Origin of the sequence: Pseudomonas sp. 2848 (assembly GCF_003253945.1) — a bacterium.
In the GTDB taxonomy this organism is placed as follows: Bacteria; Pseudomonadota; Gammaproteobacteria; order Pseudomonadales; family Pseudomonadaceae; genus Aquipseudomonas.
This window is the reverse complement of the sequence record NZ_QKZD01000002.1, coordinates 315,264-330,898: the sequence shown is the minus strand read 5'-3', so window position 1 is coordinate 330,898 and position 15,635 is coordinate 315,264. Positions and strand designations below refer to the sequence as shown.

17 protein-coding genes are annotated in these 15,635 nt (G+C 65.1%); 6 read left to right on the top strand and 11 right to left on the bottom strand.

Annotated elements, in window-relative coordinates; genetic code table 11:
- The first annotated feature begins 98 nt into the window (after positions 1-98).
- Positions 99-1,829, top strand: coding sequence for a dipeptidase (locus tag DFS21_RS05495; protein WP_111531953.1), 1,731 nt, complete (start codon positions 99-101; stop codon positions 1,827-1,829).
- A gap of 147 nt (positions 1,830-1,976) precedes the next feature.
- Positions 1,977-2,414, top strand: coding sequence for a CBS domain-containing protein (locus DFS21_RS05490; RefSeq protein WP_110697101.1), 438 nt, complete (start codon positions 1,977-1,979; stop codon positions 2,412-2,414).
- Between the two features lie 6 nt (positions 2,415-2,420).
- Here DFS21_RS05490 and DFS21_RS05485 read toward each other — a convergent pair whose 3' ends face one another.
- The 3 genes from DFS21_RS05485 to DFS21_RS05475 form a co-directional block, all read right to left on the bottom strand.
- Positions 2,421-3,059, bottom strand: coding sequence for an NADH:ubiquinone oxidoreductase subunit N (locus tag DFS21_RS05485; protein WP_102683508.1), 639 nt, complete (start codon positions 3,057-3,059; stop codon positions 2,421-2,423).
- Between the two features lie 70 nt (positions 3,060-3,129).
- Positions 3,130-3,372 (bottom strand): DUF2789 domain-containing protein, encoded by a 243-nt coding sequence (locus DFS21_RS05480; protein WP_023629226.1) that lies wholly within the window; start codon positions 3,370-3,372, stop codon positions 3,130-3,132.
- A 59-nt stretch (positions 3,373-3,431) separates the two neighbouring features.
- Entirely contained in the window at positions 3,432-3,890 is a 459-nt protein-coding gene (locus DFS21_RS05475; RefSeq protein WP_023629227.1) for an aminoacyl-tRNA deacylase, read from the bottom strand.
- 117 nt (positions 3,891-4,007) lie between these two features.
- Here DFS21_RS05475 and DFS21_RS05470 point away from each other — a divergent pair, with 117 nt between their 5' ends.
- Positions 4,008-5,330 carry a nodulation protein NfeD gene (locus DFS21_RS05470; protein WP_371926786.1) on the top strand — a complete coding sequence of 441 codons (1,323 nt, stop codon included), beginning with the start codon at positions 4,008-4,010 and terminating at the stop codon, positions 5,328-5,330.
- Between the two features lie 3 nt (positions 5,331-5,333).
- Positions 5,334-6,086, top strand: coding sequence for a slipin family protein (locus DFS21_RS05465; RefSeq protein WP_110697097.1), 753 nt, complete (start codon positions 5,334-5,336; stop codon positions 6,084-6,086).
- A gap of 28 nt (positions 6,087-6,114) precedes the next feature.
- On the opposite strand, the gene DFS21_RS05460 is transcribed toward DFS21_RS05465, so the two are convergent.
- The 3 genes from DFS21_RS05460 to DFS21_RS05450 all read right to left on the bottom strand — a co-directional run bounded on the left by DFS21_RS05460 (position 6,115) and on the right by DFS21_RS05450 (position 9,324).
- Positions 6,115-6,747: a LysE family transporter gene (locus DFS21_RS05460; RefSeq protein ID WP_110697095.1), complete on the bottom strand. Its 633-nt coding sequence runs from the start codon at positions 6,745-6,747 to the stop codon at positions 6,115-6,117.
- A 79-nt stretch (positions 6,748-6,826) separates the two neighbouring features.
- Positions 6,827-7,414, bottom strand: a complete 588-nt coding sequence (locus tag DFS21_RS05455; protein WP_110697093.1) for a mechanosensitive ion channel family protein — start codon at positions 7,412-7,414, stop codon at positions 6,827-6,829.
- On the bottom strand, positions 7,414-9,324 hold the full coding sequence (locus tag DFS21_RS05450; RefSeq protein ID WP_102683511.1) for an ATP-binding cassette domain-containing protein: 1,911 nt from the start codon (positions 9,322-9,324) through the stop codon (positions 7,414-7,416). Before DFS21_RS05450 ends, DFS21_RS05455 begins: the two co-directional genes overlap by 1 nt.
- Positions 9,325-9,374: 50 nt before the next feature.
- Here DFS21_RS05450 and DFS21_RS05445 point away from each other — a divergent pair, with 50 nt between their 5' ends.
- Positions 9,375-9,854, top strand: a complete 480-nt coding sequence (locus DFS21_RS05445; RefSeq protein ID WP_110697092.1) for a TIGR02444 family protein — start codon at positions 9,375-9,377, stop codon at positions 9,852-9,854.
- Here DFS21_RS05445 and DFS21_RS05440 read toward each other — a convergent pair.
- Entirely contained in the window at positions 9,830-10,912 is a 1,083-nt protein-coding gene (locus DFS21_RS05440; protein WP_110697090.1) for an AlgP family protein, read from the bottom strand. The two genes, DFS21_RS05445 and DFS21_RS05440, sit on opposite strands and share 25 nt — an antisense overlap.
- A 224-nt stretch (positions 10,913-11,136) precedes the next feature.
- Between DFS21_RS05440 and DFS21_RS05435 the strand changes: the two genes are divergently transcribed.
- The gene (locus tag DFS21_RS05435; protein WP_110697088.1) at positions 11,137-11,802 is read left to right on the top strand and encodes an FKBP-type peptidyl-prolyl cis-trans isomerase; all 666 of its coding nucleotides are present in this window, start codon (positions 11,137-11,139) and stop codon (positions 11,800-11,802) included.
- A 1-nt stretch (position 11,803) separates the two neighbouring features.
- Here the strand turns inward: DFS21_RS05435 and rsd are convergent, their stop codons facing one another.
- The 4 genes from rsd to DFS21_RS05415 all read right to left on the bottom strand — a co-directional run bounded on the left by rsd (position 11,804) and on the right by DFS21_RS05415 (position 15,590).
- A complete protein-coding gene (gene rsd, locus DFS21_RS05430) occupies positions 11,804-12,274 on the bottom strand; it encodes a sigma D regulator (RefSeq protein WP_110697086.1) in 471 nt (156 codons plus the stop codon).
- 230 nt (positions 12,275-12,504) lie between these two features.
- Complete coding sequence (locus tag DFS21_RS05425) at positions 12,505-13,002, bottom strand: disulfide bond formation protein B (protein ID WP_110697084.1); 498 nt, start codon at positions 13,000-13,002, stop codon at positions 12,505-12,507.
- Between the two features lie 252 nt (positions 13,003-13,254).
- Positions 13,255-14,493: a heme biosynthesis protein HemY gene (locus tag DFS21_RS05420; RefSeq protein WP_102683517.1), complete on the bottom strand. Its 1,239-nt coding sequence runs from the start codon at positions 14,491-14,493 to the stop codon at positions 13,255-13,257.
- Positions 14,490-15,590, bottom strand: a complete 1,101-nt coding sequence (locus tag DFS21_RS05415; protein WP_102683518.1) for a uroporphyrinogen-III C-methyltransferase — start codon at positions 15,588-15,590, stop codon at positions 14,490-14,492. The genes DFS21_RS05420 and DFS21_RS05415 overlap by 4 nt, the downstream gene beginning before the upstream one ends.
- Positions 15,591-15,635 lie beyond the last annotated feature (45 nt).

The window sequence follows — 15,635 nt, the reverse complement described above, 5'->3', positions numbered from 1 at the left end:
CCACCTCTCCCGCGCCAGTAGTCATTGGTGATAGCGTGGGCATCTTCCGTTTGCGTAAACGGTCACCCTCCACCCCTTGCAAAGGAATGCGCACACCCATGCCATTTACCAAGCTATCCGCCGCATCGCTCCTGCTGGCCAGCGTGGCCATGTTCTCGATCCCGGCCCAGGCCAACCTCTCCCAGCAGCAGTCCGCCGCCATCATCAAGGCCTACGACGGCAGCGATCCGGCCGACTTCAAGCAGTTCCTCGGCAAGCTGGCCGGCAGCGACCTGGCCAAGGCCGACAAGCTGGACGACACCCTCAAGCTGTACCTGGCCGGCAAGCCGCTGGCTGCCGAGCAGCAGGACGAGATCAACCGCCTGCTGGGCCTGTACACCCGCATCAAGTACGGCAAGGCCGCCAAGGAGACCCTGCGCGAGCTGGTGGAGATCCCGACCGTTCGCAAAGAGGGTGTGCCGCAGCACGAAAACCCGGATTTCCTCAAGATCGCCGACAAGATCAAGGCCCTGGCCGAGGGCTTCGGCCTGCAGTTCCGCAATATCGACAACCGCGTCTACGAGATAACCCTCGGCGAGGGCAAGGAAGTCATCGGCATCCACGCCCATGCCGACGTGGTGCCTGTCACACCGGAAAACTGGAAGCTCAAGGACGGCACCAAGCTCGACCCGTTCAAGGTCACCCTGGTGGGCGACCGCATGTATGGCCGCGGCACCGAGGACGACAAGAACGGCATCGTCGTGGCGCTCTACGCGCTGAAAGTAGCCAAGGACGAAAAGCTGCCGCTGGCGCGCCAGTTCAAGCTGCTGGTGGACACCACCGAGGAAACCACCGGTGACGCCATTCCCTACTACTTCGAACGCAACGCCACCCCCGACTACAACCTCGCGCTGGACGGCGGCTACCCGGTCGTGATCGCCGAGAAAGGCTATGGCACCGTCATGGCCACCTTCGCCAAGCGTGCCGGTGATGGCAAAGGCGCCGAGGTGATCAACCTCACCGGCGGCCTGGCCACCAACCAGATCCCCGGCAGCTCGGTGGCGACATTGACCGGCGACAAGCCGGCCGAGCTGGCCAAGGCCCTGGAAAAAGCCGGCGCGGCCTACGTCAAGCGCCATGGCGGTGACTTCAGCATCGACGCCAAGGTCGACGGCAAGCAGGTGCTGCTGACCGTGACCGGCGTGTCGGCGCACTCCTCCGAGCCCGAGTCCGGGGTCAACCCGGTGGCGCGCATGCTCGACTTCCTCAATGGCCTGGGCAAGGAGGTGCCGCTCAAGCACAACCACATCACCGACGCCGCCCGCTACGCCGCCGACAACTGGGGCCTGGACTACCTGGGCAACAAGCTTGGCGTGGGCTTCAAGGACAACTTCATGGGCCCGCTGACCACCTCGCTGACCTTCGTCGGCCTGGATGACAAGGCGCTGAAGCTGGCGGTGAACCTGCGTATTCCCAAAGGCAAGTCGCTCGACACCCTCAAGGGTGAGATCTCCGGCAAGCTCGACAGCTGGGTTGCCAAGAGCCAGGCCAAGGTGGCCTTCGACTACAGCATGGACGAGCCGATGTACCGCAACCCCGAAGGCGAGTGGGTCAAGGCCCTGCTGGCCGTGGCCAGCGAGAACCTGGGCATGAAGCACGAGTACGGCACCTCCGCTGGCGCCACCTCGGTGCACGACCTGCCCAACGGCGTGCAGTTCGGCCTGGCCATGCCGGATGTGAAGTACACCGGGCACAACGACAACGAGTTCAAGACCGTGGAGCAGTTCATGCTCGACCTGCAGATCGTCAGCGAGATGGTGGCGCGGATCGGGCAGATGCCGAAGCTCTGATGACTCACCCCGGGGCTGCGCAGCAGCCCCTTGCCACGATGACGTTTTTCAATCACCTCGATGCCGTTTCCTGCATTGCCGTGCAGAGCGCCGTGCCGGATGCTTTATTTACTTCGACACAGCGCTTTTTCACCCACCGAGGCCCGTATGAAGAACGTCGAACAAATCCTCAAAGCCAAGTCCCAGCATCAGACCGTCTACACCATAGGCCCTGATGACTCGGTGCTGGATGCCTTGAAGCTGCTGGCGGAGAAGAACGTCGGTGCATTGCCGGTGATGGAAAACGATCAGGTCGTAGGCATCGTCAGCGAGCGCGACTATGCCCGCAAACTGGTACTCAAGGGACGCTCGTCGGCTGCCACGCCGGTACGGGAAATCATGAGTTCGCCGGTGGTCACCGTGGAGCCCAAGCAGAACCTCGAGTACTGCATGAACCTGATGACCAACCGCCACCTGCGCCACCTGCCGGTAGTGGACAACGGCAAACTGCTGGGGTTGCTGTCGATCGGCGACCTGGTGAAGGAAACCATTGCCGAGCAGGCCAACCTGATCCTGCAGCTTGAGCAATACATCCGCGGCGAATGATCTCGCTCAGTGGTAAGCGCGCTCCAGCTCGTCCAGTTGATGGTCGAAGCTGCGCAGGCGCGCCGACCAGGTGTACACCAGCACTTCCAGATCGCGATTGAGCACGGCGGTATTGCCGCCCTCGCGCACCGGGGCATCGCACAGGTCCAGCTGATAGCGCTCGCGGGCCATCGCCGTGGCCACGCTGGACAAGTCGCGGGCATTGGCCAGCCAGTGATGGTGGTGGTCGTGCACCTCGCGGTCGAGTTCCCGGCACTGGCGCTTGAGGGCGTCGAGGCTCTGCTCCAGCGGTGTGCCCTTGAGCTCGCCCATCACCTCCTCGAAGGTGCGCCCGGAGTGCCAGTAGCTGCCCCAGAAGTAGCGGTCAAACACCGTCTCGACCCGGCGCAGGGCGACCTTGGTGTTCCAGATGGTCAGCAACGTTCGCCCCTGGGCCACCTCACGCTTGTTCAGGTGCAAATGCTGCCAGGCGATCCAGGCCAGGCCGCAGAGCGCCACCGCCGCGGTAACGGCGGCGGCGGCATAGAGAAACTGCACGGCCTGGTTCATCTGGTGGGTGTGCCGTATACCGTAGAAGTAGCCGGCGGTCAGGGTGCCCAGGATCGTCACGGTGCACCAGAATCCTGGTGCGTAGGGATCTTTCATCGCGCCATCCCCTCTTGTTTTACCTGAGCATAGCAACGGCCCGATCACCCATCAGGTGCCGCTCGGCGCTTTATTTGCGGGGGCGACGCAGCGCTTCGTTGAGTTGGTCGAAGGGTACCGCCCAATCGGCGTCCTCTATGATGCTTTCCTTCAAAAAGGTTCTTTGCGCCTCGGTCCAGAACGGTGCGTCCACCAGCTTGATCTCATTCTTCAACGGCGAATGAGTGGTAATGAACTGGTCGATGCTGGTGGCATCGTCCGCCAGCCCCAGTTGCTTGAACAGGTCGGCAAATGGATGGTTCGGTGCTTCCATGATTCCTCCTCGGGCCGGGCGGGTCGTCCACGACGCCAACCCGGCGTTGGTTGCGAGCATCAGCTCAGTTCGCGCACTTCGGCGTGCGGCACCAGCTTCAAGTATTGCTCCATGCTCATGTGGATCAGATGATCGTGGTCACCTGCCTCGAGGTAGACATCGCCCTGGCGGGTAAGACTCCGGTCGAGCAGCATGGGAATGTTGTAGGCGTCGCCCAGGGCCGGGATGGCGCCGCGCTCGCAATCGCCGAACAGGCTCGGCAGGTTGCTTTCGCGGGTCAGCTGCCAGGCGCCGGTCATGCGCACCTCGGTCATGTCCAGATGCCGGTTGGCCGGCAGCACGGCCATGATGAAGTTGCCATGGCGGTCATCAAGCATCACTGACTTGGCGACCCGCTCGGCGGGTACGCCGGCCGTGCGCGCCGACTCAAGGCTGGTGGCCGAGTGGGGATGGGGAATGATGTCGTAGTCGCAGTTGGCCTGGTCCAGGCGCTGCTGAAGGGTCTTGGCCATACGCATGATGCACCTCCGGTTTTGCCCCCACCCTCAAGTTTAGGCCGTGACCCGGCAGGCACGGCTAAACTTCAAGGACAGGTCTGCATGAGGTGACGACAGGTGATCGCCCAGCGCTGGCGCATGCTGCTGTTGCTGTTGATCCTCGGCTTCGCGCCGGGTGGCCAGAGCGCGCCTGGCGCAAATGTATGGCTGTTGAGCGTCGATGATGCCATCGGCCCGGCCAGCGCCGACTACCTGCTGCGTGGGCTGGACCAGGCGCAGGCACAACGCGCGCAACTGGTGGTGATCCGCCTCGATACCCCCGGTGGGCTGGACAGCGCCATGCGCCAGATCATCAAGGCGATCCTGGCAAGCCCCGTGCCGGTGGCCACCTACGTCGCCCCGGGTGGGGCCAGGGCAGCCAGCGCCGGCACTTACATCCTCTACGCCAGCCATATCGCGGCCATGGCCCCAGGGACCAACCTCGGCGCCGCGACGCCAGTCCAGGTCGGCGCTCCCGGCAAAGCTGAACAACCCGCCACGAACAGCGAAGAAGGCACACTGGCACGTAAACAGGTCAATGACGCCGCCGCCTACATCCGTGGCCTGGCCCAGCTGCGCGGGCGCAACGCCGACTGGGCGGAGAAGGCCGTGCGCGAGGCTGTCAGCCTGTCGGCCAGCGAAGCCCAGCGCTTGCAGGTAATCGACCTGGTCGCCGCTGACCTCCCCGACCTGCTGCGCCAGCTCGATGGCAAGTCACTGCTCGTCGCAGGCCAGACCGTGCAACTGCGCACCCATGAGGCCAGTGTGACCGAACACCTGCCGGACTGGCGCACCCGCCTGCTGGCGGTGATAACCAACCCCAGCGTGGCGCTGATCCTGATCATGATCGGCGTGTACGGCCTGCTGTTCGAATTCATGAACCCGGGCTCCGGGGTCGGCGGCGTGGTCGGCGGCATCTGCCTGCTGCTGGCGCTGTATGCCCTGCAACTGCTGCCGGTGAGCCATGCCGGGGTGGCGTTGATCCTGCTCGGGGTGGCGTTCATGGTCGCCGAGGCGTTCCTGCCCAGCTTCGGCGTGGTCGGCTTCGGCGGCATCGTCGCCTTCGTCGTCGGGGCGGTGATCCTGATGGACACCGACGCCCCCGGCTTCGGCATTCCGCTGGCGCTGATCATCAGCCTGGCAGTGCTCTCGGCGCTGTTGCTCGGCGGCGTGCTGGGCATGGCGGTGAAAGCGCGCCGGCGCGCCCTGGTCAGCGGCGATGCCGAGCTGGTGGGCAGCCTGGTCACGGTGACGCAGGTGCGCACCGACAACCCGTTCTGCGGTTCGGTACAGGCCCAGGGCGAACAGTGGCAGGTGCAGTGTGCGACACCACTGCAACCTGGCCAGCACGTGCGAGTGACGGCCCGTCATGGCGTGACCCTGGAGGTCAGCGCCACTGCGCCCACGGCGCAAGGAGAGTAGACGATGTTCATGCAATTCGGTTTCAGCGCCGTACTGGTGCTGCTGGCCATACTGCTGCTGTCGGCGCTGCGCATCCTGCGCGAGTACGAGCGCGGCGTGGTGTTCCAGCTCGGGCGTTTCTGGCAGGTCAAGGGCCCGGGCCTGATCATCCTGATTCCGGGGATCCAGCAGATGGTGCGCGTCGACCTGCGTACCGTGGTGCTCGATGTGCCGCCCCAGGACGTGATCACCCGCGACAACGTCTCGGTCAAGGTCAACGCCGTGCTGTACTTTCGCGTGCTCGACCCACAGAAGGCGATCATCCAGGTCGAGGACTTCCTCGCCGCCACCAGCCAGCTGGCCCAGACCACCCTGCGGGCGGTGCTCGGCAAGCACGAGCTGGACGAACTGCTGGCCGAGCGCGAACAGTTGAACTCGGATATCCGCGAAGTGCTGGACGCGCAGACCGACGCCTGGGGCATCAAGGTGGCCAACGTCGAGATCAAGCACGTCGACCTCAACGAGTCGATGATCCGCGCCATTGCCCGCCAGGCCGAGGCCGAGCGTGAACGACGGGCCAAGGTGATCCATGCCGAAGGTGAGTTGCAGGCGTCGGAGAAACTCATGCAGGCGGCGCAGATGCTGGGCAAGGAGCCGGGGGCGATGCAACTGCGCTACATGCAGACGCTGGGTTCGATTGCCGGAGACAAGAGCTCGACCATCGTGTTTCCACTGCCGTTGGACTTGCTAAAGGGGCTGGTGGACCGGCAGCGCTGATGGGGCCTCTGGGAGGCCCCAGTACAGTTCAGATCGGCGCGCGGCGCAGGGTGGCGAGGAAGGTCGCCGCGCCAATGAACAATCCGGCAAAGGTACGGTTCAGGCGTTTCTGCTGCTTCGGCGTACGCAACAGGCGCAGCACCCGCGAAGCCAGGCCGGTGTAACCCGCCATCACCAGCATGTCGACGCTGATCATGGTCACGGTGATCGCCACGTACTGCGGCAGCAACGCCTCGTGCGGGTTGATGAACTGCGGCAGCACCGCGAGCATGAACACCAGCGCCTTGGGGTTGCTGACGTTGACCAGGAAGCCACGGAACACCAGGCTCAGCGGCTTGCCGATCGGCCGCACGCCGGACTCGTCGCTCATGTCCATCGGCAGGGCTTGCCATTGTTTGTAGGCAAGGTAGACCAGGTAGGCGACGCCGAACCACTTGATGACCTGGAAGGCCGTGGCGGAAGCGGCGAGGATGGCGCCGACACCGGCGGCGATGACGGCGATCTGCACGATCAGGCCCAGTTGCAGGCCCAGGGCGTTCCAGTAACCACGCCAGAAACCGTACTGCAGCCCGCTGGACATCGAGGCGATCGCCCCGGCACCCGGCGACAGGCTGATCACCCAGCACGCGGCAAAGAAGGCCAACCACGTTTCCATCGACATCGCACACCTCGCTCGAACATTTGTTACAAAGCGTTAAGCTACGGTGCTGGCGAAAAAATAACCAGTAAATTCTGCGGCTTCAGTCGGTTTCGATCGATTCCGGCTTGACCGCAGTGGTGGCCTCGGCGCCACGCCAACGGCGCACGGCTTTCTGGAAGAACTGGCTGTTGGGCACCTGCACCAGTGCGCCACCCGCTTCCGGCGTTTCCATCAGCGTGGTGTACAGCAGGTTGATGGCGATCACCCGGCCCTTCACCCCCGGTTTGTCGAGGGTATCGACCAGCTCGACCACATCGCCGATACGAAACGGCCCGACGGTGAAGATCAGCACCGCGCACAGCAGGTTGGACAGCACGCTCCAAATAGCGAAGAACGCCACCGCCGCCACCGCGACGAAGCCCGACAGCGCGGTCCACAGCACCGTGGCCGATACACCCAGGCGCTCGAGCACGAACAACAGCGCGCTGCCCATGATCAGCCAGCGCAAGGCGCCGCGCACCGGCACCATCAGCTCGTGCGGCAACGGGTAGCGTTCGCCCAGGCTTCTCAACCCGCGAGCGACCATGCGCTGCAGGACGAACGCGGCGATCAGGATCAGCAGAATCTGCAACCCCAGCCACATCGAGTCCATCCACTGCCCCGGTAACAGCGAGCGCAGCTCCTCCATCAGGACAGCGCCTCGAGTTCGGCCTGCATGCTTTCAAGGGTTTCCAGGGCCTCCATCCAGGCCTCCTCAAGCTCGCCTTCGCGTTGCTTGAGCTTGGTCTGGCGCGCCAGCAGGTCGCGCAGTTCGTCCTTGCGCGCGGCCTCGTACACGCCACCGTCGCCCAGGGCGGTCTCGACCTCGGCCAGGTCCTTGTGCACCTGGTTGAGCTCGGTCTCCAGCTTGTCGGCCGCCTTCTTGTGCGGCGCCAACTGCTGGCGCAGCGCCGCGGCCGCCTGGCGCTGGGCTTTCTTGTCGGTCTTGTCCGGGTTGGCCGGCGTGCTGCTCACCGGCGCGTTGCGCTGGCGGAACTCGACCAGCCAGCGGCTGTAGTCGTCGAGGTCGCCGTCGAAGGTATCGACCTTGCCGTCGGCCACCAGCAGGAAGTCGTTGGTGGTGCTCTTGAGCAGGTGACGGTCGTGGGAGACCACCACCACGGCACCCGCGAATTCCTGCAGCGCCATGGTCAGCGCCAGACGCATCTCGAGGTCCAGGTGGTTGGTCGGCTCGTCGAGCAGCAACAGGTTCGGCCGCTCCCAGGCGATCAACGCCAGGGCCAGGCGGGCCTTTTCGCCACCGGAGAAGTTCACCACCGGTTCGTCGACACGGTTGCCATGGAAGTCGAAACCACCAAGGAAGTCACGCAGGGTCTGCTCGCGCTCACCCGGGGCAATGCGCTGCAAGTGCAGCAGCGGGCTGGCCTTGTCGTCCAGCGAGTCGAGCTGGTGCTGGGCGAAGTAGCCGACGGCGAGGTTTTCGCCACGCACCAGGCGCCCGGACAATGGCTGCAGCTCACCGGCGAGGTTCTTGATCAGGGTCGACTTGCCCGCGCCGTTGGGGCCGAGCAGACCGATGCGCGCACCCGGTGCCAGCTGCAGCTTGACCTTCTCGAGGATGGCCTTGTCGCCATAGCCCAGACGGCCTTCGGACAGGTCGAGCAAGGGGCTGGAGATCTTCTCGGACTCACGGAAAACGAAGTCGAAGGGCGAGTCGACGTGAGCCGCCGACAGCTCCTCCATGCGCTCCAGGGCCTTGATCCGGCTCTGCGCCTGGCGGGCCTTGGTGGCCTGGGCCTTGAAGCGGGCGATGTACTTTTCCATGTGCGCGCGCTGCGCCTGCTGCTTCTCGTAGGCCTGCTGCTGCTGCGCCAGGCGTTCGGCGCGGGTGCGCTCGAAGGCGCTGTAGCCGCCCTTGTAGAGATTGAGCTTGCGCTGTTCGACGTGCAGCACATGGTCGACCACGGCATCGAGGAAGTCGCGGTCGTGGGAGATCAGCAGCAGCGTGCCCGGGTAGCCCTTGAGCCAATCCTCCAGCCAGAGGATGGCGTCGAGATCCAGGTGGTTGGTCGGCTCGTCGAGCAGCAGCAGGTCGGACGGGCACATCAGGGCCTGGGCCAGGTTCAGGCGCATCCGCCAGCCACCTGAGAAGTCGCCGACGCGGCGGTCCATCTGCTCGTTGCTGAAGCCAAGGCCGGCCAGCAACTTGCGGGCGCGGGCGTCGGCGGTGTAGCCGTCGGCGCTGTCCAGTTCACTGTGCAGGCGCGCCAGGGCAGTGCCATCGTGGGCCAGTTCGGCGGCGGCTAGATCTGCCTGGACCTTGCGCAGGCGCACGTCGCCATCGAGGACATAGTCCACGGCAATACGGTCGAGGGTATCGACCTCCTGGCGCATATGGGCGATGCGCCAGTCGCCGGGCAGCTGGCAGTCACCGGCATCGGGCGACAGCTCGCCGCGCAGCAATGCGAACAGGCTGGATTTGCCGGCACCATTGGCACCGATCAGGCCGGCCTTGTGGCCGGTGTGCAGGGTCATCTCGGCGCCTTCTAGCAGGCGCTGGGGACCACGCTGTAAAGTGAGGTTCGATAGTCTGATCATGATGGTCGCGGAGTCTACCAGCTTCACCGATCACTGGCGCGAGTGAAACCATGCACACCGACCTGTGGAATCATGCCCTGGCCCTGTATGCCCGGCCGGGTGTCGAGGCAGCTTGCCTGGCCCTCCAGGAGCTTGGCGGCGATGTCTGCCTGCTGCTCTGCGGCACCTGGCTACAGGCCCGCGGCATAGCCCCCGACGAACAACGGATTGCCACCCTGCAGGCGCTGGCCCGGCCCTGGCAGCGCGACGTTGTGGCGCCGCTACGCGCCCTGCGCCGGCAATGGCGCGAACACGCGCTGGCCGACCCGCCACTGAGCGTGATGCGTGAGCAGGTGAAAGCCCTGGAACTGCAGGCTGAACGCACCTTGCTGGAACGCCTGGAGGCATTGGCGCGTGAGTGGCCGGCGCAAGCGGGCGCGGCGCCGGACTGGCTAGCCCGGCTGGCGCCGGACCAGGCCCGGGACCACGACGCGCTGCATCAGCTGCGCGCCGCGGCCCGTGGGCTTCAGGACGCCGAAGTCGGCGACTGAGCCGGGGTGCCGGTGGCCGCAGGCGCGGTGCCGCCGGTCACTGGCGCCGGAGTGGCGCTGGCGGCCGGAGTGGCAGGCTTGCTTTCGGCGGGTTTGCTGGCGGCAGGTTTGGCCGGGGCTTTGGCGGCGGCCGGTCTGGCTGCAGGTTTGGCTGCCGGCTTCGGGGCGGCTTTGGCAGCAGCAGGCTTGGCCGCTGGCTTGGCGGTGGCAGGCTTCGCCGGGGCCTTGGCGGCAGCAGGCTTGGTCGCTGGCTTGGCGGCAGCAGTCTTCGCCGGAGCCTTGGCAGCAGCAGGCTTGGCCGCTGGCTTGGCAGCCGGTTTGGCAGCCGGTTTGGCGGCGGCAGTCTTCGCCGGAGCCTTGGCGGCAGCAGGCTTGGCCGCTGGCTTGGCAGCCGGTTTGGCCGCGGCAGTCTTCGCCGGAACCTTGGCGGCAGCGGGCCTGGCCGCTGGCTTGGCAGCCGGTTTAGCGGCGGCAGTCTTCGCCGGAGCCTTGGCGGCAACAGGCTTGGCCGCTGGCTTGGCCGCTGGCTTGGCGGCGGCAGTCTTGGTCGCTGCCTTGGCAGCAGCAGGCTTGGCCGTTGGACGGGTTGCCGGCTTGGCAGCAGCCTTGACCGGGGCTTTGGTTGCAGCGGGCTTGGCGGCAGCTTTCGGTGTTGCCGTACGTGCGCCCAGGGCCTTGGCGGCCGCCTCGCGCACCTTGCCGACACCCTGGGCCAGCTTCAGGCTCTCCTGGGCATCACGCTTGAGTTGCTGGATATAAGTACGGGTCTGCGCCTGGCGATCCTTGAGCGAATCGAGCAAGTCTTCAAGTTCGCCAGCAGCTTTTTGTGCCTTGCCTTGTGCCTTGGCTTTACCGGCCTTGGCGGCGTCCTGCAACTTCAGGCGGGCGTTGTGGAGTTTTTCCTGGGCCTTGCCACGTTGTTTTTCCAACTTGGCCAAGAGTTTCTCGGCATCCGCCAGCGCTTGGGAGCAGGCATCTTCCAAATGTTCGAGCAGGCTGCCCGAAAGTTGCTGGAGCAGGTGCAACGGCGTACTTACTGGCTTCTTTTTGGCCGACATGGTTTACCTCCTGGCTGACGAGAGTGCGGCTCATACTATGCTTCTGCTGCTACCGCCGCTAGGGCATGTTGACAGTCTCGGTAGCGCCGCGTTGCATGCCTGGGCAAAGTTGTTGTCTTGCAGCTGGAAACAAGTGTAGTTGCCCATTAGTGCAGTGCCGATATTTACACATCTCTGGCCAACAACGCTGGCATACTTCGCGCTCATTGCCGCAGGAGACCTCCATGCCTCGTTATCTGATTCTCGGCCTGTGCCTGGTGACGCCGCTCTCCCTGGCCAATGCCGAGACCGCCCCCGTCAACGACAGCGACCTGGCCTATAGCCTGGGCAGCAGCCTCGGTGAGCGGTTGCGTCAGGAAGTGCCCGGCCTGCAGCTCGACGCACTGGTCGAAGGGCTGCGCCAGGCCTACCAGGGCGAGCCGCCACGGATTGCCAAGTCACGCATGCAGGCCATCCTCGAACAGCACGAAACACAAGCCAACGCCGCCGCAGAGCAGGCCCAGGTGGACAAGCTGGTGGAAGCCGAAAAGCGCTTTATCGCTGGTGAGCGGGCCAAGGCCGGAGTCCGTGAGTTGCCCGAGGGCGTTCTCTACAGCGAACTGGCCAGCGGCAGCGGTGCGCAGCCCAAGACCAATGGACGCGTGCAAGTACGGTATGTGGGCAAGCTGCCGGATGGCACGGTGTTCGACCAGAACCTGCAACCTCAGTGGTTCAAGCTGGATTCGGTGATCGAGGGCTGGCAGGTGGCGCTGCCACGGATGAAAGCCGGGGCCAAATGGCGCCTGGTGATCCCGTCGGCGCAAGCCTACGGCGCCGACGGTGCGGGTGACCTGATCGCACCCTATACCCCACTGGTGTTCGAGATCGAACTGCTGGACGTGGCCGACTGAATCAGGCCTGCACCGCGTCTTCTTGCTTGTGGGCGGTGTGCAACACTTCGATCAGGCAGTCTTCCAGTTCGAAGCGCTCGTGCAACAGGCTGCCGAGCTTGGCCAGCTTCTCGGCAAAACGCTCGGTATCCCTGCACTCGCCTTTCTCGCAATGGTCATTGAAGGCCAGGGCGATCTGGGTACTGTCATCGATGCGTGGGTTGATCTGTTTTGCCAGTTCCAACGCGCCGGTGTCGCCAAATGCCTTGGCTTCACTGACCAGTTGCTCGCTGACTTCGAAATGCCAGGCCGAGACGTAGTCGACCAGCACGGCGCAGAAATCGCGGTTCTTCTCTTTGTCGGCAAACGCCGGCTTGGCATCGCGCAGGGCGCGGAAGGCCTGCACCAGTTCCTGGCGCTCCTCCAGCCAACGGTCGATCAGCTTGTGAACACCGCCCCAGCGTTCCTGGGCGTTCTGGCAACTATCGAGCATGGCGATCTCTTCCCTTCTGGGTAGATGCCGCTGCACCTCGCGACACAACACCGTGGCACAAAGGTGACATCAGCAAACGGCATCGAGCAGTTGTATTTTCGGTATGCGTGCTGGGAGATTATTCCCGCGCGACCTGCCCATCAAGGTACGCAGCAGACTAAGTTCATACAAGCGTTTAATCCCTCTGCCGGCCACCACTGGTCGTGCAATCCCCGGCTCGTTGCGCTGGATCAAGCCACCGCGCCGTGGCGCAATCGATACACCACCAGCCACGACAGTGGTTGCGCGGCCAGCAACAGGAACGCCAGCAGGCTCCATTCAGGCAGGGTCAAGTCGAGAAAGCTCCAGTTGACCGACACGCATTCCGGGGTGCCCAGCAGGAACGTTCGCAGGATCTCGCCCCAGGGGCGCTCCATCAGGTGCGCCAGCGGCAGGTGGCAAACGCTGACCGGCAGCGGTTCGGCCTGCAACCAGACATGCCGACCGGCCAGCAAGGCGCCGGCAACCGAGAACCCCAAGGCCAGCCAGGCATGCAAACGCTGCTGACCGGCGTGAATGACTGCGGCCAGGCAAGCCAGTGCATAAAGCCCCAGCATCAGCCGCTGGCTGAAGCACAGCGCGCAAGGGTCGAGGCCGACCACGTTCTCGAGGCGGAACGACGCCACCAGCACAGCGACGGCGGCCAGGAAGGCGGGAAAGAAAAAGCTGCGCAGGCAGGCCAGCGACATGGGCGAAGGTGATCCGAAAAGAGGAGATGTGGTTTGAAACGGTAGAGGAAAGGGGCGCTTTGTATCAAGTCGCTACAGCGCAGACAAGTCGCTGAATGGATAGGGAATCATTTTCGTAGAAAGTGGGAACATTCCGACACGGACGAAGGAAAGTTCAGCGCCCGCCATTTACGCATGCCAAGGCAACAAAACCGGTGCCAGGCACGGCCCCACGAGGGCAATGAGCTCTGCGTGGGGCGAGCCCAGGCCCCTTCAGGCCCGAACCCCCTCCGGCAACGGCAACGCCAGCAAACGTTCATCCAGCAGCCCCAAGCCTTCCTGGAACAGCTGGTTGCTGCGCTCGGTCTCGCCAAGGCCGGCCAGAAGCCGCGCCAGCTCCGCGCAAGCCTCTGGATTGCGCTCCATGCGCAGGCTGCTCTCCAGGTAGTCACGGGCCTTGCCCCACAGGCGATTCTGCAGGCTCAGGCGCCCTAGGGTAAGCAACAGACTAGGGTCCTGCGGATGCTCCTTCAGCCAGCCTTCGGCCGTCTGCAACTGGCGCCCAGGATCATCGCCGCGCACCAGCCCATACAAGCGGGCCAGATGGCTTTCGTAGCCACGCTTGAGCGCGCCGCGCAACACCTGCTCGGCTTCACCCTGGGCGCCGATTTGGCGCAGCTGCTCGGCATAGGCCGACACCAGTTGCGGCTCCTGGCGCTGGGCGTTGGTCAACTGCTGCCAGGCGCGCTCGAGCGCCTGGCGCGCCGTCTGCGGGTCCTCGTCACGGGTCGCCGCCAGGCCCAGGTTCTGGCCCCAGGCACGCTGCTCCAGGTCGGCCAGTTCGGCCGCTGGCAGCACCTTGTGCTTGCGCAGGTCAGGCAGCAGGCGGATCAGCGCCGGCCAGTCACCACGCTCCAGGTGCAGGCGGTGCAGCAGGCGCAGCACCTGCGCATTGTGCGGATGGCGCTCCTGCATGGCCTGCAGGGCCTCCAGCGCCCCGTCGCTTTCGCCGCGGTCCATCTGCAGTTGGGCATGGGTCAGGGCCACGGCAAGCTCTGCCTGGGGTTGGCGCTCCAGGGCGCGCTCGAGCAACTGGTCACGCTCCTCGACCCGGCCCAGTTCGTTGGCGGCACGGGCGGCGCCGAGGTAGTAGAGCAGTGGCTGGCGATCGGATTCGGCGGCACGCTGCAGGTGGCGTTGGGCACTTGCCCAGCGCCCCTCGGCCAGGTCCAGCTGCCCCTGCTCGATGGCGATGCGCTTGCGGCGGCTGCGGTTGCGCCGCGACCAGGGGTTGACCACCCCGGAGGACGTCAGCACCAGCCCGACCAGGTAACGCGCCAGCAGCAACAGCAGGACGATCCCGACCAGCGCGCCCAGTGCCGCCCACAGCCCCGACTGATAGCGGAAGCCGCCGTAGGCGATCAGCACGTAGCCGCTGTGCTTGGCGATCGCGATACCCAGCGCCGCGGCAATGACGATCGCCAACACTGCCAGCAGGTAGACGCGCTTCATGGCTTGGCCCCTTCCGTGGTGGCCGGCAGGTGGCGACGCTGGATATAGGCCTGCACCGCAGCCAGGCTCTCGCTCAGGTCAGGCGTGACCACCGACACCGGCTGGTCGGCCAGCTGATTGAGGTTGTCGAGCATCGCCTTGCTCTGCGGATTGTCCGGGTTGAAGTTGGCCAGCAACACACTGCGCGCATCGTCCAGGGCCTGGGTGTAGACCTTGGCTTCGCCATTGAGCGCCGCCCATTGCGCCTGTTCGATGGTCAGGCTCAGGGCCAGGCGCAGCTGGTTGAGCGACTGGCCGGACAGCAGCGGGCGAACGTTGTCGTCGGCATTGAACTCGATCTGGAAGTACTTGGACATTTCCGCCCACCACTGTGACCAGCGGCTGGCGCCGTCGCCATCGGCGGTCAGGGCCCCCATGGCGTCGGCCTGGCTGTCGAACTCGGGCGACTGGGCGCTGAGCTGCTGGACCATCTCACGCTGCGCGGCGAGCTTGAGGAACAGGCCGGTACGGTCAGGCTGCTGGGTGCTGGAAAGCGTCGCCAGGCTGCGTGCCAACTGCTCGCGGGCAGCGAAGGCGCCCGGGTCGCTCTGCTCACGAAGAATTTCATCGGCGCCCTCGACCAACGCCTTGGCACTGGTGATGTCCTGCAACGCCGACAGGCGCAGGGTCGCCAGGCGCAGCAAGTGCTCGGCCTCGGCCAGGCGCCATTCCTTGCGGCTTTCGCCCAGTACGGTCTCCAGGCGCTGGCTCAGGCGCTGCTGGTCGCCCTGCAGTTGCGCTACAAGGCGACGGCGATCTTCCAGTTCGCTGGCTGCCGGAAGGCTGGCCAGCTGCGCGCTGAGCTGCTGCTCGCGCTGCTGCAGCGCGTCGGCGCGCTGGTTGAGGGCTTGCAAGTGTTCGCCCTGGCCTTGTTCGCTGCCTTGCAGCTGGCGAACCTGCCAGACGCCCCAGCCGCCGACCGCGACGCCTGCGGCGCCCAGTAGCAGGGCCAGCAGCGCCAGGCCGTTGCCGGAGCGTCGGGCGGGCTTGGCGGTGGCAGATTCCGGCGCCTCGGACGCCACGGGCTGTTCGGTGTTGGACAAGACAGTTTCGCTCACGTATCCATCCTTTGCATGGTGGCGCATCGCTCTCTAGCTTAGCGC